This is a genomic window from Fodinibius sp. AD559 (genome assembly GCF_052712805.1).
This window is the reverse complement of record NZ_JBQPVW010000007.1, coordinates 121,069-141,512: the sequence shown is the minus strand read 5'-3', so window position 1 is coordinate 141,512 and position 20,444 is coordinate 121,069. Positions and strand designations below refer to the sequence as shown.

Genomic DNA, 20,444 nt, shown 5'->3' with positions numbered 1-20,444 from the left:
CAGCTATCGGTAGATGCTAAACTGCCGCTTATAGAAATCGAGATTTAAGCAAATCCCCAACATCAGGGTGTTAGTGATAAGCGCTGAACCTCCGTAGCTAATAAAAGGCAGGGGAATCCCAATAACGGGTAATAAACCGGTGGCCGATCCCACATTAATGAAGAAGTGAGTGAAGAAAATAGTTAGTACGCCCACCATCACCAGTTGGGCGAAGGGATGCTTATGGACAGCGGCCATTCGTAGTAATCGTAGTGTAAGTGTAAGTAATAATAGAACAGTAAATCCGGCTCCAAGAAAACCGAACTCTTCCCCAATCACACAGAAAATAAAGTCGGTCCATTGCTCGGGTAAAAAGCGCAGTTGCGTTTGGGTTCCCTCAAGGAAGCCTTTGCCGTAAATCCCGCCAGAGCCTATTGCGGTTTTGGCTTGTATGACGTTCCAGCCTGCACCCTGGGGATCAAAAGAAGGATTGGTAAAGGCTTCTATCCGGGCACGCTGATGAGGTTGCAATACTTGATTGAGGGCAACTTGAATACCAATAACAAGCAAAACTCCGGTAACAAATGAGGTAAATGTTAACCATATTCGTCGCTGGAGCATAAAAATTGCCAGTGTAATAATTATTGCGGCAACAAGCCCCCAATACCAAGATATTATAGTGAGGTATCCAATAATGGCAGGAGATATTATAAATAATGAAATACCATAAGGGAGACCCGACCAAAACAGTACTACCGGTATTAACGCGAAAAAGATGATAGCGGTACCCATATCGTTTTGGAGAATAACCAAGAAGGCCGGTACTATTATAATGGAAACAGCTATAATTGCTGATTTTAAATTCTCTGCTGATATATTACGGCCGCTGGTCAAATAGTTCGCTACGGCGAGGATGGTGGCAATTTTCATTAATTCGCTTACCTGCAGGTTGAAGGGCCCCAGTACAAGCCAGCTTCTGGCACCGTTAACTTCCTTTCCAATCAAGAGTGTGAGAATCATTAACAGGATTCCAAGCCCGTAAAATATGTAGGATCCCTCTTGGAAGGCACGCGGATTGATAAATTGAAGTCCTATTAAGAGAAGTACCGCAATACCAAAGGAGATCAATTGTTTATAGAAATTGAATTGGATATAGCTGGGGAGAAACTCAGCCACAGGACCTTGGGTAGCGCTGTATATAGCCACCAATCCCACGGCAATTAGGCTTGCCCAAATTATAACGAGCGACCAGCTAAGTTCCTTGAGATTGGTCATCTATGTCCTCTTCCTCTTCTTCATCGGTTGTTTGTTTTCTGGGCTCAAAAGTCTTCACATAGTTGTATACATATGATCGATCTATTTCTCCGGTCAGGTATTGCTCAATAAGGAGTGAGGCGATCGGCGCTGCAGAAATGGATCCATAGCCTCCGTTTTCAACAAGAACGGCAATAGCAATTTTGGGGTTATCTACTGGGGCGAAACTAATAAACCAACCATGATCCTGCCCATGTGGATTTTGGGCTGTTCCTGTTTTTCCGGCAACTTTAACGCTATCCAAGTCGGCATAGTAGCGACCACTGCCTTCGGTAACAACTCTGCGCATTCCATCTTTTACTACTGTTATTTCGTTGGGATCGACCCAGTTAATTTTTTCCTTTTTTGGGTTGGTTAACATCATAGTACCATTATTTTCTCGAATTGCGCTAACAAAATGGGGTTGGAGTTTATATCCGCCATTGCCAATTTGGGCCGCAACTAATGCCATTTGCAGCGGCGATACGGCTACAAATCCCTGACCAACGCCCAGACTAAGCTGATCACCAATTCCCCATTTGCCTTCGCCCAGTACACGATTAAAAAACGTACTGTCTGGAATGGTTCCTGCTACCTCGTTAGGAATATCGATGTTATTGTGCTGTCCCAATCCAAAAGACGTAGCTAATTCGTGCCATTTATCAAGACCTTTTTGAGTGGCAATTTTATCCATCAGCCAAAAGAAGAAGGTATTGCTGGATTCCTGAAGAGCTTTACCGACATCATATTTGCCGGGATCAGCCAAGTCGTTATAACGTCGTCCGCGGTAATAGTAACCTGGATTATCAATTTCTGTTTTAGGAGTAATAATTCCGAGCTCCAATCCCATCAAAGCCATAAGTGGTTTAAATGTAGAGCCGGGCGGTTGTTTGCCTGAAACTGCACGATTGTATAGCGGATTGGTGGTGTCGGCATTGATGCTATCCCAATAGGTTTTATCGAGACGTCCTGATAGTTTTCGGATATCATACTCGGGAGCACTTACCATGCTAAGTACTGCCCCATTATCAGGATTTAAGGCCACGATCGCCCCACGTTTTCTCTGCATAAGATCTTCAGCCAACAGTTGCAGCTCCGTATCAATGGTAGTATATAAATCAGATCCTCTTTGGGGACTTTCATCTATAGCACCATCCTGATACGATCCCATATTTTGTCCCATGGCATTAACTTTAATGTACTTGGTACCGAGGGTACCCCGCAGGTGTTCTTCGTAGGACATTTCAAGACCGCTTTTGCCCGCTTTATCACCGAGATGGTAACTTTGTGTTCCCAGGTATTCTTCCTTGGATACTTCACGCAAATATCCCAAAATGTGTGATGCTTTTAGACTATCTACGGGATAATCGCGTTTACTTTCAATTTGGTGCCCAACACCCGGGAGCTGCCAAATACTTTCTTGGATGATGGAAAAGGTTTTAAAATCGACCTCGGTAAAGATACGAGATGACCGGTAATAGGAATAGTCACGAGCTTCCTGTACTCTTTTTTCTACCTCTTTTACGGGTACATCCATAAGTTCAGCCAAGATGGGAGTGTTCGTGGGATCGTAACTGGCCGGTGTTACTGTTATGGTGTAAATTGGTTGGTTATCAACGATCAGGTTGCCATTACGATCGTAAATTAATCCGCGGGCGGGATTGATAACTTCTTGTCGAAGCGAGTTTTCTCGACTGAGGGGATTATAGGTATCGTACTGAAGGATTTGTAACTGGAATAAACGTCCTAAAATGATAAGTCCCAAAACAATAATACATACCTGTAATACCCGGAGGGAGGTTTTGGTACGTATTTTTTTTCGGGATTGCATTGGATTAGTTTGTTCTAAATAATTGAATAAAACTTGCTACAAAAGCAGTATACAGGCTACTGCCAATAAGATGTTGCCAAAAATAATGTTCACCGGTATAGCTTTGAATAGCGATATTAAGCCCGAGAAATATGAGATTGTGTATCAAAGCCGCAATGGCAATAGTCAAAAATACCTGACCAATAAGTAATTGTTTTTTTGATCCCCTTGGGATAAAGTTATAACTCATGAATACTAACAATGTTTTTGAGAACATATTTAGTCCCCACAGATCGAGCATAGCGTCTTGAAAAAATCCTAATCCTGCAGCCATAAGTAAAGCAGCAGTCCGGTCTTTGCGGGCCATATACCAAACCAAAAATATAAGTAACAGATCGGGTTGGATCTGCATGATTTTAAGATGCCGAAAAAGCATAACTTGAATCAAGAGGAATCCAAACCCGATGCCAAAATTTTTAAAACGTTCAGGATTCATTGTAAAAGATTTTCATAATCTTCGTTCAGTTTTTTGATGGTGGTATCCGGCTTGAATTTTACAATAAAGCCTTCGGCTATCTCAAATAGATTCACAAACGGTTCAATATAAACACGTTGAGTTTCTTTACCTTCCTGTGGTTCAGTTCTTAGTACTTTTCCGATAGGAATATCAGGTGGAAATTGATTACTGTACCCTGAGGTAACCACGACTTCGCCCGTGTCAACATCAGTAGTTTGAGGGACGTAATTAAGCTGTAATTCCTCGGTACTTTCGCCATCCCATGAAACAATACCATAGGCGTTGGATTGCTGAAGTTTTGCACTTACCCGAAACAGGGTATTAAAATAGGGCATGATTTGCGAATAGCCATTTGCGGTTAATATTACTTTACCGATAAGCCCTTCGGACGAAACCATGGGCATGCCATTAGTAATATCTTCTTCTTGTCCGGCATCTACGGTAAGAGAGTTGGTAACCTGGTTAAGCTCTTTACCGACTATTTGAACCGGATATAAGCTCAAATTGCTTTCACTGCTGAATTGCAGTAACTCCCGAAGCTGTTCGTTGCGCTGCTCTGCTGCTCTAAGGCGGCTCAGCTCATCTAAAAGCAAGACGTTTTGTTTCCTTAGATAGGTGTTTGTTTTTAGAGCCCGCCGGTATACTCGAACATTTGAAAGCGGTTCTTCCAAATAGCTGAATACTGTTATCGATGCTTTGCGCAGGTTGTTGAGCCCACCTTGGTACCGTCCGATCATCAGCGCTACGGCAATAATCAGAATAAGCGCTGTTAAGATATAATCTTTCGCATCAGCTATGCTGGGAAGTTTGAATCGCATTCACCTTCTCTGGATTTAAGAAATGACAGTTCTATAGTATTCAATGTCTTCAAGAATCGCTCCTGTTCCGCGGACAACGGCCGTCAGTGGATCTTCAGCAATATGAACGGGAAGATCAGTAGTTTCAATAATCAACCTGTCAAGATTTTTGAGCTTCGCACCTCCACCCGTTAGCATAATACCGCGATCAAGGATATCAGCAGAAAGTTCAGGTGGTGTTTGCTCGAGTGATTTAGTTATGGATTCTACAATAGTATTTACGGATTCAGAGATTGCTTCCCGAACATCTTTCGAAGAAACGTGACGAATTCGAGGAACACCGTTGACTAAATCACGTCCCTTGGTTTCCATATCAAGCTCCTCATCTAATGGAGCCGCAGAACCTATTTCACACTTAATTTTTTCGGCTGTTCGTTCTCCAATTAATAAATTATGATTACGTCGAAAGTAATTGATGATATCATCATTAAGCTCATCACCACCCAGGCGAACAGATTGAGCATAAACAATACCCGAAAGAGCAATTACGGCAATTTCAGTAGTACCGCCGCCAATATCCACAATCATATTCCCGATAGGCTCATGGACATTCAGCCCAATGCCAATAGCAGCTGCCATCGGTTCGTCAACCAGATGTACTTGTTTCGCTCCGGCATGTTCGGCACTGTCACGAACGGCCCGACGCTCTACTTCGGTAATACCGCTGGGCACGCATACTACCATCTGTCGCGTACTTGAATACCATTTCATTTTAACTTTATCAATCATACCGCGAATCATCTGCTCAGCTACTTCAAAATCGGCGATGACTCCATCGCGGAGCGGCCGAACAGTACGAATATTTTTATGCGTTTTTTCATGCATCAAACGCGCTTCGTGACCCGTTGCTACCGGCTCATTTTGTGAGTTCAGGGCTACGATGGAAGGTTCATTGAGCACAATGCCTTCCCCGCGCGAGTAGATGAGTGTGTTAGCGGTTCCAAGATCAATAGCTATGTCTGTATAGAGCCAATCAAACCAGCCTGCTTTTTGCTGATCTTTCTTCTTTTTAGATGCGTGTTTATCCATGATTATGTTGTGTAGATGAGCTAATTGTAATCAAGTTGATCGTCTGAATAATTTCAAACAATGAAAATACAATTTTGTAAGTCTATTTGCGAATTAATCAGGATTAAAAGTAAAAACCAAATTGTTGACTATGTTAGTGTCTAAAATGTCTGTTGCCGGTAAAGACCATGGCCAGATCCAGTTTATCAGCAGCTTTAATCACTTCTTCATCGCGAATACTGCCACCGGGTTGGATTACACAACTTGCTCCTGCTTCGGCCGCAGCTTCTACGCCATCAGCAAATGGGAAAAAGGCATCTGAGGCGATGGCCGTACCTTCCAGCGAAAGTTCTTCTTGTTTGGCTTTGGCAATCGCAATTTCTGATGCTTCTACACGACTTGTTTGTCCCGTACCAAGGCCAATTGTTTGCCCATCCCTTGCATATACAATCGCATTCGACTTAATATGTTTCACAACTTTCCAAGAAAAGAGCAGATCTTTGATCTCTTGCTCTGTAGGTTTTCTTTTGGTAACGGTTTTTAGCTCTTCGCTACTGATAGTTTTAACATCTGAATCTTGGGTTAAGGCTCCTCCGAAAATCGATCGGAATTGAAGATTTTGAATAGTGTGTGGAAGTTTTTTGACGCGAATAAGTCTTCTATTTTTCTTCTTTTTAAGAAGCTCTAATGCCTCTTCGCTGTAGGATGGAGCAATAATGATTTCTGTGAATATCTCATTGATCTTTTGGGCCGTATCGATATCCAGTTCTTTGTTGACCACCACGATACCGCCAAAAGGGGACATGGTATCAGTAGCAAAGGCTTTGTCCCAGGCAGTATCCAGCTTATCAGAGACTGCTACGCCACACGGAACAGTGTGCTTAAATATTGCACAAGTTGGTTTATCATTTTGAAAGTCAGCAATAAGGTTAAGGCCCGCATCAACATCGGTGAAGTTGTTGTAGCTAAGTCGCTTGCCGTGGAAGCAGTCGATAAATTCATTTTGACTGCCGTAAACCGCTGCTTTTTGATGCGGATTTTCGCCGTATCGAAGCGATTGTGACTTTGGCAGTGAAATGTTTAGCTGCTGTGGTAATTTCTCCTCACTTTTATCCAAATCATTAAAATAATTTGCAATGGTAGCATCATAACGGGCTGTATGGTTAAAAGCTGTTTTGGCCCATTGCTGACGGTTTTCAAATGAGATTTTGTTGTTTCCTTCGAGTTCTTGAGTAAACTCGTGGTATTGATTTGGAGATGTCAGTACACAAACGTGGGCGAAGTTTTTAGCCGCGGCACGGATCATTGTTGGGCCACCAATATCAATGTTCTCAGTTGCAACAGCGGGGATGCAATTGGGATCTGAAATCGTTTCCTCAAAAGGATATAAATTGACGACAACAAGCTCGATGGGTTTAATATTAAGTCGATCCATTTCCTCGACATCAGGTTGGTGGCTGGTTCGTCCTAATAGACCACCGTGAATAATAGGATGAAGGGTTTTTACGCGGCCATCGAGACATTCTTCAAATCCGGTTACGTCACTCACATCAGTTACAGGGATGTTCGCTTTGCGTATTCTTTGTGCTGTTCCTCCGGTAGAAATAATTTCCACATCTGATTGATGCAACTGCCGTGCAAGCTTAACAATGCCTGTTTTATCTGAAACGGAGAGAAGCGCTCTTTTAATCTTTAATGGGTTTTTGGGGAGAGAATCGAGTGGTTGTAATGACACGATTGAAAAGTGAGATTAAGTGTTGGATTTCTTATTGATTTGTTTGGCTAATTTCGCAATTACTTTGGGAAATAATTTATGCTCCTCTTTTAAAATTCGTTGTGCCAGTGTCTCGGGATTGTCATATTTTTTAACTGGAACTTTGCGCTGTCCTAAAATAGGACCCTGATCATACTCTTCAGTGACGAGATGTACCGTACAGCCCGATTCAGGCTCTTCATTATCGATGACGGCCCGATGCACATTCATCCCATAAAACCCTTTACCTCCATATTTCGGTAACAGGGAAGGGTGAATATTAACAATGCGATTGTTGTACTTATCGATTATTTCTGATGGGATTTTGATCATATAACCTGCCAGGGCGATAAGCTCAGTATCCCACTTTTCAAGTTGACTGAGTAAGGTTGTTACATAATCAGAATGAGATGGAAAGTCGGACGGGGTTAAACACTTGTGATTAATATTGTGTTTTTGAGCACGGTCAATAGCTTGTATTCCTTTTTTATTGGTAATAAGGCCGACGATACGCCCATTAATCTGGCCGCTTTCGACAGCATCAATAATAGCTTGAAAATTCGTACCTGATCCCGAGGCAAATACTACAATATTAATCAAGATAAAGGGGCAAAATTGTTATCGTTTTGCTGGCAAAGATAAATAAAAAAGCAGACAGATTAAGTGTGGATTTGTTATGATTTATTCTGCTTCTGGAGAATTGCCTGCACGAAAAACGTAGTAATTGTTAAAGCTCCAGCTAATCTGATTAAATGTGATTTTAATGATAGTAGCTATGGGTACGGCAACTAACATCCCGAGAATACCGGCAGTTTCGGCTCCAATCATAATAATAAACAGGATAGCTACCGGATGGATATCAGCAGAGCGGGAGAATATGAGCGGTTGTAGAACAACATTATCGAGGATTTGAACGGCAAGTATGGCCAAAATACAAGGCAGAACAAGAGAAAAGTTCCCAATCTCTATAATAGAAACTACAATTGATAAGATATATCCGATAATTGGACCGAAATAGGGTATAGAGTTGGCGATACCTACTGCAATACCTACCGAAAGTGAGTTGTTAAGGCCAACTATCGATAATCCAACCCAAGATGTGAAAGCAATGATGAGGCTTTGAAGCATTACCCCTCTAAAATAAAGACCCAAACGACTTTCGATTTTATCAATTAGACTAAGTGTCGTTTCGAAATATTTGTTAGGGACTAATTTCAGTATATCACGACGGATTTTAGTGCCATCTTTTAAGAAGAAGAACGTAGCAAAAGGAATAATAAGTGCAGCAGAAAAAATGTTTGTAAAAATACCAATGATGTTACTTAGTGCCGAGGGAATTTCTCCGACATCAAAAAGATCTTCGAGCACCGCAGCTAAATTATTGCTCAGGATACCATCCGGCAAAAAAGTAAACTTCTCTGTCAGCCGGACTTCAATTTTTTGTGTTATATTTTGAATATTCTGAATGTTAAGCTGAGTGGCCAATTCAACCATCTGATTTGCAACAATAGGGATAACATTGGTTGAAATCCAAACAAGAATAAGTACAAGTGAGCTTAATGTGAGCGTAATAGAAAAAGTTCGGTTCATGCCGGCCGATTGCATCCGATTTACCAGCGGATCAAGTATGTAACTAAATATCATAGCAACAATCGCGTATCCCACCAAGGTACCATATCTAAATAGCAGGTAGCTAACTACAGCAACACCTGCAAGTCCCAGCAATGACTTTATGACGCGTTCAAGAGTAATGTTTTTCATTGCTCAATAGCTTTCATTAGCTCATCTATGTGTTTATAGATATTTGAGGATCGATACCCTTTGCGTGCCAGATGATCAACGACCTTTTTCTTTCTTTTATAGGGATCATCCTCTCGCAAAAAGCGTCTTTTTCGTTTTAAAACTAAATGTAACAAAACCTCTTTTATATTTTTATCTCCAAATACTTTTTGGATACTTCGCTCGGCTACATTGCCCGAAATCCCTTTTTTATAAAGATGTGCTTTTATTTTGTTGGGTCCCCATTTATTCAGATGACTTTTATCCTGCGCAAACTTTTCAGCAAAATTTTCATCGTTCAGGTATCCCTTTTCTTCCAACTCATCGAGAACTTTTTCGATAATATTTTTGGGATATTCCTTCCGAATAGCTTTGGTAAACAGCTCTTTCCGAGAATGATCTCGGCTGCCCAGCCGCTTCATCATATATGATTTAACAGCAAATCGTCCCTCTTCACGCTCAATTTTTCTGAGTAATGCATGCGTGATGGTATCTCCTTTGGCCAGGTTGAATTTGAGGAGCGTCTGCTCGGAAACACCGATCAGAAACTCCTCATCAACAAAAATAGAGTAACGTTCCTTGTTCTTTTTTTGAACGCTGATGGAGCTTATTACTCCGGGTAATTGTTGGTCTGCTTCATCTGCCATCACTAATCGTCGCTGTCAGAATCTTCTTCCTCAGTTTTATCTTGGCCGTTTTCTTCTGCTTTTTCACTTTCTTCAGAAGGATTCATCTGCTCTCGAACTTGCTCTTCAATTTTTTCGGTAAGTTCGGGATCAGATTCAAGGAATTCGATGGCATTATCAGTGCCCTGACCAATAGGTTCTCCATCATAGCGATACCAGCTTCCGCGTTTTTCGATGATGTCAAACTCTACAGCCATATCGAGAATTTCAGCTAATCGTGAAATTCCTTCTCCATATATAATATTGAATTCAACCTCTTTAAAGGGAGGAGCAACCTTATTTTTGACGACTTTTACTTTTGTACGATTTCCAACCATGTCGTCACCTTTTTTGAGCGAGCCAATACGACGGATATCAATTCGGACGGAAGAATAAAACTTAAGGGCGCGACCACCGGAAGTTGTTTCAGGATTACCAAACATAACCCCGATTTTTTCGCGAATTTGGTTAATGAAAATCACCGATGTTCGTGTTTTGTTGATAATACCGGTAATTTTACGCATTGCCTGAGACATCAAACGTGCTTGCAGACCCATGTGAGAGTCTCCCATTTCACCTTCGAGCTCAGCCCGGGGAACGAGTGCAGCTACAGAGTCAATAACGATAACATCCAGAGCCGCAGAACGAATAAGAGTTTCTGTAATTTCAAGCGCTTGTTCACCGCTGTCAGGCTGTGATACAAGTAGTTCATCGGTATTAATACCGAGATTTTTAGCATAACGAGGATCAAAAGCATGCTCGGCATCGACGAAAGCGGCATATCCGCCAGCTTTCTGTGCTTCGGCAATAACATGAAGTGCCAGCGTCGTTTTACCGCTGGCTTCAGGGCCGTAAATTTCGGTAACACGTCCACGGGGAACACCTCCTACACCCAGCGCATAATCCACCATGATGGATCCCGTAGAAATGCTGGGTACATCTTGAGTGGCTTCATCCCCAAGCCGCATGATGGTACCTTTGCCGTGCTGTTTTTCGATTTGGCCAATGGCCATTTCCAGTGCCTTTTCGCGATCTTTATTGTCAGACATAAATGAAAGAGTAATTAGATTTTTGTGTTTTCATCGGTCAATATATTAAATAATAATGACAACGTAGTGTCAGTCTATCTTCCTAAATATTTAATTGATAAGTCTTTTGCTCAGCTTTGTGAATATTGGTGTATTCTTGATGAAACTTCGCGGTATAGTTGAGTGCAAAGGTAAACCAAGAAGGCCCAAGGATACACTATGTTTATAAGTAAGATCGATGAAACTGAGAATCCTTACATTAAGGATTTATTTTAGATACCACATCTTTCAACTCATCCATTGCTTTGCTTATTTGTTGAGTTGTAATATAAGGGGCCACGCCAAAGCGGAGGATATCGCCGCGGGCATCGGTAAACACTCCTTGTTCCATTAGCTTTTCTCTGATCGTTCGTGCAAATGGAGATTGTAAAGCCAAAAATCCGCCAATATTTTTGACAGGCTGTTGGTGGGCAAGTTGAATAATTTCAGTATCAAAGTCACGATCTAAAAAAGTATCTCGAAGCAACTTTATTTGTGCTTGGTATTGCTTGTGGAGCACCTGCGGTGTCAACTCCATGTTTTCGAAAAACTCAACTACTTTAGCCGCCCTGAATTGTGATGTAGAATCGAACGTGCCACTGGCAAAACGTTGGTTTGGATCGGCATAGGATACTTTTTCTTTCTCCTTCGATTCATCGAGTTTGCTGAATGAAGCAAACCAGCCTGTAATGGCCGGACGTAAATTACAATCCTCTGGATATCGCAAAAAGCAATTTCCTTCGCCCCACTGCAGGTATTTGTATCCGCCAATTAGCAAATAGCAATCCGTGAGGTTTTCATCTGAAATAGAAAGCGGTACAACATTTGTTCCGTGATAATCATCAATCAAAAAAGGGACGTTATGTGCTCTGGTAACTTCAGCTATCTCACTGATATGCTGATTTACAATCCCACTGTTAAAATAAACGCGCGACAGCATCACTGCCGATACCCGGTCATCGATTTGACGCTCTATTTGTTCAACGATATTATTGGCATGACCATCAATAGTAACGATCTCGAGCCTTTCCTCTTGCAATCGTTTTAGCTGGCGCGACATGGAATAGAATTCGCTGTCGGTGGTAATGACTTTAGGTTTGTCTTGCAGGTCAAAACTTGAAAGCCAAGACACCAACAGCTGATGCGTATTTTGTCCGAGGCAATACATGCCATTCGGGTCATCATAAAAGTTGCGCAGGTAACTGCGAAGCATTTCAACTTTTTCAAATGCTGCTTCCCACTTGTTGTCTACATCCGAAGCTGCGACATCGAATGACTCCTGCAGACCTTCTTTGGCAACATCGGGCCATGCTTGGTGAGAATGACCTGTGAAAAGTAATCTGTTGCTTACATCAAAGTGGGAATAATGCGGTGCAAGTTTTTGGGCAAGTTGATCTATATCGTGTGACATTGATTAAAATTTTTGTACTGTGATTTTAAATTTCTGATCGAATTTCCCACAGATCGGGAAAGATGCGTTGGTGTAAGGTTTTGCGCAAGTATTCCACACCGCTTGATCCGCCGGTGCCCATCTTGTTTCCGATGGTACGTTCCACCATTTTTACGTGACGATAGCGCCATTCCTGCATTCCCTCATCAAAATCCACCAACAACTCGCAGAGCATAGCCGTTTCCTGGTCATTTTGCATGATATCGAGTAAGATTTCTTGGTTTTTTTCTGATGGATCATAGAGCAAGCCATTTTTGTGTTTACGTTCCGGCATTTCGGGATCGTAACCTTTCTGCTGAAGGTACTCACAAAAACATTCCCAGAGCGTAGGTTCGGCCATACGCTCTTTCATCCGATTGACGTATTGGGGTTGGTGCTCGTGGACTTTAAGGATATGTTCGGATCGATGTCCGCATACTATTTCCACTTCGCGAAATTGCACCGACTGGAATCCGCTGGCCTCATCCAAGAATCCGCGGAAGCTCTCAAACTCCAGCGGCGTCATGGTTTCGAGGATATCAATTTGCGCAACCATCGTTTTTAGAATGGTTAGAATGCGCTTCATCGTTTTACCGACCGCCCAGGTTTTGCCTGTTTTTAGATCGTCACGAAGCTTATCCATTTCGTGCAGAATCTGCTTAAACCAGAGCTCATAGGTTTGGTGAATGATGATAAAGAGCATTTCGTCGTGCTCTTCCGGCTCCGACTGCAATTGTTGTAATTCCAGGAGTTCATCGATTTTGAGATAGTTGCTATAGGTAAGTTTCATCCCCAATAAGTATTTTTATACATTTACACAGCAGCTAATAATAGGTAGAATTTGTGATAGTCTCTATCTTGGATTACAGTTGTTGTATGGAGTTAAAATTGCTTAAATTTGGCGCGGAATTAACAAAAGAAAAGTATTGATGAGTATTTTAATCGCTGATAGTGGGGCTACAAAAACAGAATGGTGTTTGGTTAACGATGAGACCCAAACGTATTTTACTGAAGGACTTAATCCCTATTATCATACTACAGAGAGCATTGAGGGTGTGATCCGTCAAAACTTGTTGCCTGAGATCGAAGGGAAAGTCGATGAGGTTTTCTTTTACGGGGCTGGATGCGACAGCGATGAAAAAGATCAGGTTGTAAAAAAAGCCCTTGATTCCTGCTTTGTTGATTCAAATAACAATGTATACCACGATCTGTTAGGAGCAGCAAGAGCTTGCTTCCTCAATGAGCCCGGTATCGCCTGTATTCTTGGAACCGGGTCCAATTCTTGCCTCTATAATGGTGATAAAATTGTGGAACATATTCCCTCGCTGGCTTTTATTTTGGGTGATGAGGGAAGCGCCGGTTATTTCGGCAAGAAGTTGATCAATAAATATTTCCGTTTCGAGATTCCTGATGATCTAAAGCAAGATCTCGAGCAAAATTATAATATGTCGCTCGATCATATTACAAAGGGATTGTACGACGGTGATCAAAAAAGCAGGTTTATTGCTTCGTATGGAGCCTTTTTAGGCGATCATGCTGACCATCCTTTTATCAAGGAAATGTTGTACGAGGGATTCGAGAGTTTTATTTCTCGCATCTTGTTAAACTACACTAACGCTACAGATTATGAGGTTCGTTTTATTGGATCAGTTGCATTTGCCCATCAGGATTTAATCAAAGAAATTTTGAATAAGCACAATCTTAAACCGGGTTTGTTCGTCAAAAATCCGATGGAACGACTTGTAACCTTTCATACAGATCCAGCTCTTCAACAATCGTGATTGATACCCATTGCCACCTTTATCTCGACCAATTTAAAGATGATCTTAAAGCAGTTTTAGATCGGGCGGCCGAAGCAGGGTTATCGCATATTTTTCTGCCGGCCATCGATCTCGGCTCACTTCCAAAAATGGATCAGCTTCAACATCCCGAAATTGCCTTTCATAAAATGGCGGGAATTCATCCCACGAGTGTGAATGACGGCAAGGGCATCACCGAACAAAAACTGTATGATCTTTGCAGCCAGCCGGAATATGTGGCTGTGGGCGAAACGGGATTGGATTATTACTGGAGTGAAGATTATAAGTCCGACCAGCAAGAAAGCCTGCGGGTACATTGCAGGGTGGCGAAAGAAATTCAAAAGCCAATTGTGTTGCACAATCGCGAAAGTACGGACGATCTCCTCGATATAATTGAGGAAGAGCAGGATGGCAGTTTGAACGGTATCTGGCATTCATTTACCGGTTCGGTTGATGAAGGAAAACGTGCTATTGATTTGGGATTGGAATTAGGTATCGGAGGCATTTTCACCTTTAAAAATGCCGGTGTCGATAAAGCAGTAGCCCAACTTCCCATTGATTACATGATGGTTGAAACCGACGCTCCCTACTTGGCACCAGATCCCAAGCGCGGCAAGCGTAACGAGCCGGCTTTCGTAAAACATACTGCCGAGCGACTTGCGGAAGTGATGGATATGTCATTCGGAGAAGTGGAATCCATCACCGACGAAAATGCCCTCCGGCTTTTTGAAATCAATTAATTTTTGAAAATCCCAAAGCCTTAAGTACTGGAAAATGTTTAAAATAAGCCGAAGGTAATTTGATATGTGTGAATTGTTGTCGCAGTGGGAATTCTGCACGTAATTTGTTGAACAGCTCTCCGCGGGTTTCAGGATGATCCCTGATAATCGCTGCTAACCGTTTTTCGTATTTTTTGATGGGATGAAGATCCGTCAATAGGGATGAAAGTGAATCAAATTGGGAAAGTTCTTTTTTTAAAGTGATCTGTCCAGCTTCATTGGCGTTGTCAGGACGATCTAATTCAAAGAAATTGATTAGCTTATCTGCAACAAATTTAGAAGCATTTTCTTTGGCCTGTACCGAATATCCCGCGATATGCGGTGTTTTAAGGAATGCAGCTCCGGCAGTTTCGAGATGAATTTTTGGCTCATCCTCCCAGGTATCAATAATGGCATCTCTAACCGTTCCTTTTTTCATGGCAGCGAGCAATGCACTTTCGTCCACGACGCCGCCACGGGCTGAGTTTATAATCAGATGAAAAGTATTCTCAGACAGCTTTTTTTCGTCCAGCCAATGGAAGGTCGGATATTTGCCACCGCGATTGAGCGGGGTATGGAAGGATAAAATATCGCAGCTCAATACTTCGTCAAGTGATGTTGTTGCAAAGTCGGGATCGCGATAGGCGCGGGGTGGGTCGTATGCTACCGTTTGTAATCCTATGCTATTTAGGATATCGATCACTTCTGTGCCAACATGTCCAACGCCAATAATGCCTACTGAAAGGTTCGATAAATCTATATTCCGTTTTTCTGACCAAAGTAGTAGTGCGGTGGCGATATATTCAGCTACTGATCGAGCGTTGCATCCGGCTGCGTCAGCAAAATGAATATTATGTTCTGCAAGATATTGCCGGTTTACATGGTCGGTGCCCGAAGATCCGGTACCTATAAAAGTGAGGTTCTTTGGAATATTTGGCAGTGTCTGTTTGTTTATGGGGATCACCGTGCGAATGAGCAGGGCATGAGCCTGATCAATTTCGGACGGTAAACCTTGAGCAGGATCAAAAAGTTGTAAATTTACACTTTCAGGTAGATAAGACTGTATATTATATAGATATTGATCGGCTAAAACGTTGATCATCAGAGATTTTCTTAAAGAGATTAATTATCTAAGTCACCGTAAAACCAATTTAACAGCATTATTTTATGAGTACCAAAGGGTATAATATTGTTTCTTTAATCCGAAAAAAAAGAGACGGCAATTCACTCACCAGGGATGAGATATCTTATTTGATTGATGAATATACAAAAGATGAAGTTCCTGATTATCAGATGAGTGCCTTTTTGATGGCCTCTTTTTTAAATGGGATGGATGAAGATGAGGCTTCGGCCTTGACCCATTCTATGCTTCATTCGGGACGCGTGCTTGATCTCAGCGATATTCCCGGCAAAAAAGTGGATAAGCACTCAACAGGTGGCGTGGGTGATAAGCTGTCGCTTATTCTAGCTCCCATTGTTGCCAGCTATGGGGTGCCAGTACCCATGATTTCCGGTCGCGGATTGGGACATACCGGTGGGACGCTCGACAAGATGGAGTCTATTCCCGGCTTTACGGTTGATATGACCTTGGAGCAGTATCAGCAGATATTAGCAAAGTGCAATATGGTGATGGCGGGACAAACCGAGGAGGTGGCTCCGGCCGATAAACGCCTGTATTCACTGCGCGATGTGACGGCAACCGTAGAATCTATTCCATTAATAGCGGGTAGTATCATGAGTAAAAAACTGGCTGAGGGTATTGATGCCTTGGTGCTTGATGTTAAGTTTGGTTCCGGGGCTTTTATGAAAACGCATGAGGATGCCCAAAAACTGGCTGAAACTTTGGTTGCTATCGGTGAAGATTTCGGAAAGGAGACAGTAGCTTATCTGACGAATATGAATCAGCCGTTGGGATATAAAGTTGGAAACTGGCTGGAGGTCGAAGAATCTATGGAGGGGTTGCAAGGGAATGGGCCCGATGAGGTAATGGAGGTTACGCATATGCTGGCCGGTACGATGATTATGCTCGGCGGTAAAGCTGATACCGTGGAAGAAGGTATTGGAATGAGTCATAAGGCAGTGCAGAATGGCCAGGCTTTTGATAAATGGCTGGAGCTGACGGAAGAACAGGGTGGAGATACCAGTGTGTTAAAAGATTTTTCTACTTATGACCATGCAGAACACTCTTTTGAGTTTACAGCCAGGGAATCAGGATATGTTTCTGAAATAGATGCTTACAGTATAGGTATGGCCTCACTTGAACTGGGCGCCGGTCGTAAGAAAAAGGAAGATGACATTGATCCGGCTGCAGGTATAGCGTTGAAGAAGAAAATAGGTGATTCCGTTAAAAAAGGTGAAACATTAGCTGTGGGATATACGAATAACAAACAGTTAACAGACACAGCAATTGATGAGTTGAAAAATGCGTTTTCAATTCGTGAGCAGGCAACAGACAAATTGACAATGATTACGCATCGTGTTGATAAAGACGGTGTTCACGAATTATAAAGCATAAATACTTATTAATTGCAATATCATTAAATTAACATAACTTTATAGTACTAAGGGCAAAAAATAGTACTGAAGGGTAGGGCAAAGTTTAATAAAATCGATAATACTATGTTTAAAAGATTCGTTCGAGCAATCAAGTCGTTATTTGGTGGGTTCGTGAGTTCAATGGAAGATCCAAAACTTATTTTAGAGCAGAATATCCGGGATCTTAACGATCAGATTCCCCAGATGAATGAAAATATCGCTACGGTAAAGGCGAATAAGATTATGCTCCAGAAAGAGGTGAATAAGCTGGAGAAAAAGATTGATGATCTTACGGCGAAAATAAAATCAGCCATTCAGGCCGATCGTGATGATATTGCCGAAGGGTATGCCATGCAGCTCGAGAAGGCCAAAGAGAATTTGGAGACTACAAAAGAGCAGCTAAAATTTGCTGAACAGGCTTATGAAAAGGCGTTGAAGGTCAAAAAGGCATTTATGCGCGAAAAGGATCGCAAGATTCAAGAGGCCAAAGAAGCGATGCGGGCCAGTGAACGTGCTGAATGGCAGGGGAGAATTGCAGATGCACTGGAGCAATTTGAAACCGGTGGACTTGATCAGACACATGACGAGATGGTTAATCGACTTAATGAGCAAACGGCTAAGAACGAAGCTCGTATGGAATTAGCTTTGGATAGCATTGATACGGAAACGATGGAGATCGAAGCCAATGCGGAGAAGCTACGCGCTCATGAGCTCGTAGAACAATTTAAGTCTGAAATGGGCAAAACAACCTCATCAGAAAAAGAAAAGAGCGTAGGTTCATCTGACGGTGAAAAAGAAATTGAAATAGATGAGGAAACATCCGAGAAACAGCAGGATAAAACAATTGGCAATAAGGAACGGTCGAAATCCTAAGAAATGATTTTGAGCCATGGCTAACGATAGCAGAAGTGAGCGGGAACGTCTTAAAGAAGAGTACAAAGCGCACTATCGAAAGATGCGCGAAATAAAAGAACGTGCCTCACGAGTCAAACGCACGCAGAGTATTGCCAGTGCGCTCAAAAATATGGATAAAACAGAGATGCTGAACTCTTTTGATGATTTTCTTTATTCGGTAAAGCATAAGTTAGCTTCGGTTGAAGCTCGACTTGACTTGGCCATGGATAGCCTTGTAGATGAAGGTGAGAAAAATATTAGTGAGCAGGAAATGGATGAAGAGATGAGAAAATCCAAAGCGAAAGATACCCTGCGACAAGTTAAGTTGGAGATGGGACTCCTGTATAATGAGATCGAAGAACAGGCAAATAACATCAAGGTAAATAAAACAATTGGCCGGAATTCGTCAGCACTTTCTGACAGACCTGATAATAAACTTGAAGATGAGTAAGCGATTATGAGTGATGATAACACCATAAATTTTACACGCGAAGCATTTTTACATCCCCTTAATTTAGGAGTACTGCTGGTTGCCGCTATTTCCGCCTTTGCAATGAGTGGCATGGGACTGATTTCAAGCCTGATTCTTACGATGACATTCGCCGTTGAGCTTATGTATTTGGGAATTGTTCCCCGGCTACCCCGATTTAGAAAGAATATAAAGTTGAAAAAGGTGCGCGAACAGAATCCTGCGGCAAAGGAAAAATCTACTTTCCAGGAGCTCGATAAAAAAAGTCAGAAACGCTTTTTGGTATTGAAACATCTTGCTAAACTAATAAAGGAGAATTTTGATAAACTGCCTTACAGCTCACAAGGATTGCTGGAAAATATCCGCGATAAGATTGAAGAACTTCTCTCTAATTATCTTACCTTGTTGGATCTCCATAAGCGTTATCGTTTATATATGGATACCTCGGTGGAAGAAAGTCTGAAGCAGGAGGTTCAAAAAGAGGAACGCAAAATGCAAAATATGGAGTCGGAACGCTTGAAGCGAACAACAGCACGGCGCGTGGGGATTTTGAAAAAACGGCTCAAAAAGTTTGAAGTTGCTAAAGAAAAATATTTGATCTGTGAAACACATCTTGAAACGATAGAAGATGCTATCCGATATATTTATGAACAATCTATGACGATGAGTAATCCTGAAGAAATTGGATTCCAGCTTGATAATCTTCTTGAGGAAGTTGAGGAAACATCACAGTTAATCGATGATTTAGATAGGGATATTTTACCCTATAGTTCCGATCTTGACGATATTGATTTAGATTCTGATTTTTTGGAAATGGAAGATGAACTAAAACAGGAAACAGAAGTCGACGCGAAGGTTGACTCTTCAAGTCGAGTTAAAGAATAAAGTATTTATGAGTGAATCGTTTAGTACTATTACGTTGGAAACCGATGATAAGGGAATAACTACTGTTACGATTAATCGTCCCAAAAAACTTAATGCCTTAAATGATGAGGTGTTAAATGAGCTTGCCAATGCTTTTAAGGATATTCAAATAGATGAAGATATAAATGCTGTTATTGTTAAAGGAGCCGGTGATAAGGCTTTTGTAGCAGGGGCTGATATTAAAGAGCTTCGCGAGTTGGATGATCGATCCGGGAGAATGGCTTCTCAAAAAGGACAACAGATCTTTCAACTTATTGAGGATACCCGCAAGCCGGTTATTGGTGCTGTAAACGGATATGCGTTAGGTGGTGGCGCAGAGTTGGCCATGGCGTGTCACTTGCGCATAGCTGGTGAAAATGCGGTATTTGGTTTGCCGGAAGTTGGTTTAGGATTAATCCCGGGATACGGTGGTACGCAGCGCTTGCCCGGTTTAATAGGGAAAGCTCGTGCCTTGGAAATGATTTTAACCGGAAAACAGGTAAAAGCTGAAGAGGCCCTCCAGCTCGGTTTGGTTAACGAGGTAAGTACTGATCCGGTTAAAGTATCAAAAGAGCTATTAAATAATATTTTGAAAAATGGCCCCATAGCCATTAGGAATGCTATTAAAGCTGTTTATCATTCTGATCACCGTTCCGGTTATCAGGTAGAGGCAGATCTATTTGGTGAACTTTGCGAAACAGAAGATAGCATGGAAGGAACCTTAGCCTTTCTTGAAAAACGAAAACCTGAGTTTAAGGGGAAGTAATAATAGATATATAGGAATAGGGTATAGGATTGCATAGAGTTATAATGGATAATGAAAACGTGCATTTTACTGTTGAAATTGCTTGAAGAATCAAAGAAAGTATTGAATGGATACATTAATTTTGTAACGAAGTAAAAAGAAACTGGCAGAATTTAGTGTTGTC

General features: G+C 41.8%; 20 protein-coding genes. 7 read left to right on the top strand and 13 right to left on the bottom strand.

The features are described 5' to 3' along the window. Window positions 1-3: 3 nt before the first annotated feature. The 12 genes from rodA to ACQ4LT_RS12940 form a co-directional block, all read right to left on the bottom strand. A complete protein-coding gene (rodA, locus tag ACQ4LT_RS12995; RefSeq protein WP_445666493.1) occupies window positions 4-1,254 on the bottom strand; it encodes a rod shape-determining protein RodA in 1,251 nt (416 codons plus the stop codon). Then, the gene (gene mrdA, locus ACQ4LT_RS12990) at window positions 1,232-3,103 is read right to left on the bottom strand and encodes a penicillin-binding protein 2 (protein WP_445666492.1); all 1,872 of its coding nucleotides are present in this window, start codon (window positions 3,101-3,103) and stop codon (window positions 1,232-1,234) included. Before mrdA ends, rodA begins: the two co-directional genes overlap by 23 nt. A 4-nt stretch (window positions 3,104-3,107) precedes the next feature. Beyond that, the gene (gene mreD, locus ACQ4LT_RS12985) at window positions 3,108-3,578 is read right to left on the bottom strand and encodes a rod shape-determining protein MreD (RefSeq protein ID WP_445666491.1); all 471 of its coding nucleotides are present in this window, start codon (window positions 3,576-3,578) and stop codon (window positions 3,108-3,110) included. Further along, window positions 3,575-4,417: a rod shape-determining protein MreC gene (gene mreC / locus ACQ4LT_RS12980; protein ID WP_445666490.1), complete on the bottom strand. Its 843-nt coding sequence runs from the start codon at window positions 4,415-4,417 to the stop codon at window positions 3,575-3,577. Before mreC ends, mreD begins: the two co-directional genes overlap by 4 nt. Before the next feature lie 15 nt (window positions 4,418-4,432). Further along, window positions 4,433-5,485: a rod shape-determining protein gene (locus ACQ4LT_RS12975; protein WP_445666489.1), complete on the bottom strand. Its 1,053-nt coding sequence runs from the start codon at window positions 5,483-5,485 to the stop codon at window positions 4,433-4,435. A gap of 133 nt (window positions 5,486-5,618) precedes the next feature. Then, window positions 5,619-7,199 carry a bifunctional phosphoribosylaminoimidazolecarboxamide formyltransferase/IMP cyclohydrolase gene (gene purH / locus ACQ4LT_RS12970; protein WP_445666488.1) on the bottom strand — a complete coding sequence of 527 codons (1,581 nt, stop codon included), beginning with the start codon at window positions 7,197-7,199 and terminating at the stop codon, window positions 5,619-5,621. Between the two features lie 15 nt (window positions 7,200-7,214). Then, the gene (gene purN, locus ACQ4LT_RS12965) at window positions 7,215-7,817 is read right to left on the bottom strand and encodes a phosphoribosylglycinamide formyltransferase (RefSeq protein WP_445666487.1); all 603 of its coding nucleotides are present in this window, start codon (window positions 7,815-7,817) and stop codon (window positions 7,215-7,217) included. 81 nt (window positions 7,818-7,898) lie between these two features. Beyond that, the gene (locus ACQ4LT_RS12960; protein WP_445666486.1) at window positions 7,899-8,978 is read right to left on the bottom strand and encodes an AI-2E family transporter; all 1,080 of its coding nucleotides are present in this window, start codon (window positions 8,976-8,978) and stop codon (window positions 7,899-7,901) included. Next, complete coding sequence (locus ACQ4LT_RS12955; RefSeq protein ID WP_445666485.1) at window positions 8,975-9,643, bottom strand: regulatory protein RecX; 669 nt, start codon at window positions 9,641-9,643, stop codon at window positions 8,975-8,977. Before ACQ4LT_RS12955 ends, ACQ4LT_RS12960 begins: the two co-directional genes overlap by 4 nt. A gap of 2 nt (window positions 9,644-9,645) precedes the next feature. Continuing rightward, window positions 9,646-10,710: a recombinase RecA gene (recA, locus tag ACQ4LT_RS12950; protein WP_445666484.1), complete on the bottom strand. Its 1,065-nt coding sequence runs from the start codon at window positions 10,708-10,710 to the stop codon at window positions 9,646-9,648. A gap of 238 nt (window positions 10,711-10,948) precedes the next feature. Next, on the bottom strand, window positions 10,949-12,139 hold the full coding sequence (locus ACQ4LT_RS12945) for an aminotransferase class V-fold PLP-dependent enzyme (RefSeq protein ID WP_445666483.1): 1,191 nt from the start codon (window positions 12,137-12,139) through the stop codon (window positions 10,949-10,951). A 25-nt stretch (window positions 12,140-12,164) separates the two neighbouring features. Next, window positions 12,165-12,947 carry a tryptophan 2,3-dioxygenase gene (locus ACQ4LT_RS12940; protein ID WP_445666482.1) on the bottom strand — a complete coding sequence of 261 codons (783 nt, stop codon included), beginning with the start codon at window positions 12,945-12,947 and terminating at the stop codon, window positions 12,165-12,167. Window positions 12,948-13,086: 139 nt separating this feature from the next. Between ACQ4LT_RS12940 and ACQ4LT_RS12935 the strand changes: the two genes are divergently transcribed. Beyond that, a complete protein-coding gene (locus ACQ4LT_RS12935; RefSeq protein WP_445666481.1) occupies window positions 13,087-13,938 on the top strand; it encodes a hypothetical protein in 852 nt (283 codons plus the stop codon). Continuing rightward, window positions 13,935-14,696, top strand: a complete 762-nt coding sequence (locus ACQ4LT_RS12930) for a TatD family hydrolase (protein WP_445666480.1) — start codon at window positions 13,935-13,937, stop codon at window positions 14,694-14,696. The genes ACQ4LT_RS12935 and ACQ4LT_RS12930 overlap by 4 nt, the downstream gene beginning before the upstream one ends. On the opposite strand, the gene ACQ4LT_RS12925 is transcribed toward ACQ4LT_RS12930, so the two are convergent. After that, window positions 14,689-15,816 (bottom strand): 4-phosphoerythronate dehydrogenase, encoded by a 1,128-nt coding sequence (locus ACQ4LT_RS12925; RefSeq protein ID WP_445666479.1) that lies wholly within the window; start codon window positions 15,814-15,816, stop codon window positions 14,689-14,691. The genes ACQ4LT_RS12930 and ACQ4LT_RS12925 overlap by 8 nt on opposite strands. Before the next feature lie 65 nt (window positions 15,817-15,881). Here ACQ4LT_RS12925 and ACQ4LT_RS12920 point away from each other — a divergent pair, with 65 nt between their 5' ends. From ACQ4LT_RS12920 to ACQ4LT_RS12900, 5 genes are all read left to right on the top strand, one after another. Then, window positions 15,882-17,222 carry a thymidine phosphorylase gene (locus ACQ4LT_RS12920; RefSeq protein WP_445666478.1) on the top strand — a complete coding sequence of 447 codons (1,341 nt, stop codon included), beginning with the start codon at window positions 15,882-15,884 and terminating at the stop codon, window positions 17,220-17,222. Window positions 17,223-17,333: 111 nt separating this feature from the next. Further along, window positions 17,334-18,122 carry a PspA/IM30 family protein gene (locus ACQ4LT_RS12915; protein ID WP_445666477.1) on the top strand — a complete coding sequence of 263 codons (789 nt, stop codon included), beginning with the start codon at window positions 17,334-17,336 and terminating at the stop codon, window positions 18,120-18,122. A gap of 16 nt (window positions 18,123-18,138) precedes the next feature. Continuing rightward, on the top strand, window positions 18,139-18,594 hold the full coding sequence (locus ACQ4LT_RS12910) for a hypothetical protein (protein ID WP_445666476.1): 456 nt from the start codon (window positions 18,139-18,141) through the stop codon (window positions 18,592-18,594). 6 nt (window positions 18,595-18,600) lie between these two features. Next, window positions 18,601-19,497 carry a hypothetical protein gene (locus ACQ4LT_RS12905; RefSeq protein WP_445666475.1) on the top strand — a complete coding sequence of 299 codons (897 nt, stop codon included), beginning with the start codon at window positions 18,601-18,603 and terminating at the stop codon, window positions 19,495-19,497. Between the two features lie 7 nt (window positions 19,498-19,504). Further along, the gene (locus tag ACQ4LT_RS12900) at window positions 19,505-20,281 is read left to right on the top strand and encodes an enoyl-CoA hydratase/isomerase family protein (protein ID WP_445666474.1); all 777 of its coding nucleotides are present in this window, start codon (window positions 19,505-19,507) and stop codon (window positions 20,279-20,281) included. Window positions 20,282-20,444 lie beyond the last annotated feature (163 nt).

Coding starts and splice junctions, on each gene's coding strand:
- mreC (WP_445666490.1), bottom strand. CDS start 4,417: ATGCGATTCAAACTTCCCAGCATAGCTGATGCGAAAGATTATATCTTA.
- ACQ4LT_RS12900 (WP_445666474.1), top strand. CDS start 19,505: ATGAGTGAATCGTTTAGTACTATTACGTTGGAAACCGATGATAAGGGA.
- ACQ4LT_RS12945 (WP_445666483.1), bottom strand. CDS start 12,139: ATGTCACACGATATAGATCAACTTGCCCAAAAACTTGCACCGCATTAT.
- recA (WP_445666484.1), bottom strand. CDS start 10,710: ATGTCTGACAATAAAGATCGCGAAAAGGCACTGGAAATGGCCATTGGC.
- ACQ4LT_RS12920 (WP_445666478.1), top strand. CDS start 15,882: ATGAGTACCAAAGGGTATAATATTGTTTCTTTAATCCGAAAAAAAAGA.
- ACQ4LT_RS12905 (WP_445666475.1), top strand. CDS start 18,601: ATGAGTGATGATAACACCATAAATTTTACACGCGAAGCATTTTTACAT.
- ACQ4LT_RS12955 (WP_445666485.1), bottom strand. CDS start 9,643: ATGGCAGATGAAGCAGACCAACAATTACCCGGAGTAATAAGCTCCATC.
- mrdA (WP_445666492.1), bottom strand. CDS start 3,103: ATGCAATCCCGAAAAAAAATACGTACCAAAACCTCCCTCCGGGTATTA.
- ACQ4LT_RS12910 (WP_445666476.1), top strand. CDS start 18,139: ATGGCTAACGATAGCAGAAGTGAGCGGGAACGTCTTAAAGAAGAGTAC.
- ACQ4LT_RS12940 (WP_445666482.1), bottom strand. CDS start 12,947: ATGAAACTTACCTATAGCAACTATCTCAAAATCGATGAACTCCTGGAA.
- mreD (WP_445666491.1), bottom strand. CDS start 3,578: ATGAATCCTGAACGTTTTAAAAATTTTGGCATCGGGTTTGGATTCCTC.
- rodA (WP_445666493.1), bottom strand. CDS start 1,254: ATGACCAATCTCAAGGAACTTAGCTGGTCGCTCGTTATAATTTGGGCA.
- ACQ4LT_RS12915 (WP_445666477.1), top strand. CDS start 17,334: ATGTTTAAAAGATTCGTTCGAGCAATCAAGTCGTTATTTGGTGGGTTC.
- ACQ4LT_RS12960 (WP_445666486.1), bottom strand. CDS start 8,978: ATGAAAAACATTACTCTTGAACGCGTCATAAAGTCATTGCTGGGACTT.
- ACQ4LT_RS12935 (WP_445666481.1), top strand. CDS start 13,087: ATGAGTATTTTAATCGCTGATAGTGGGGCTACAAAAACAGAATGGTGT.
- ACQ4LT_RS12925 (WP_445666479.1), bottom strand. CDS start 15,816: ATGATCAACGTTTTAGCCGATCAATATCTATATAATATACAGTCTTAT.
- ACQ4LT_RS12975 (WP_445666489.1), bottom strand. CDS start 5,485: ATGGATAAACACGCATCTAAAAAGAAGAAAGATCAGCAAAAAGCAGGC.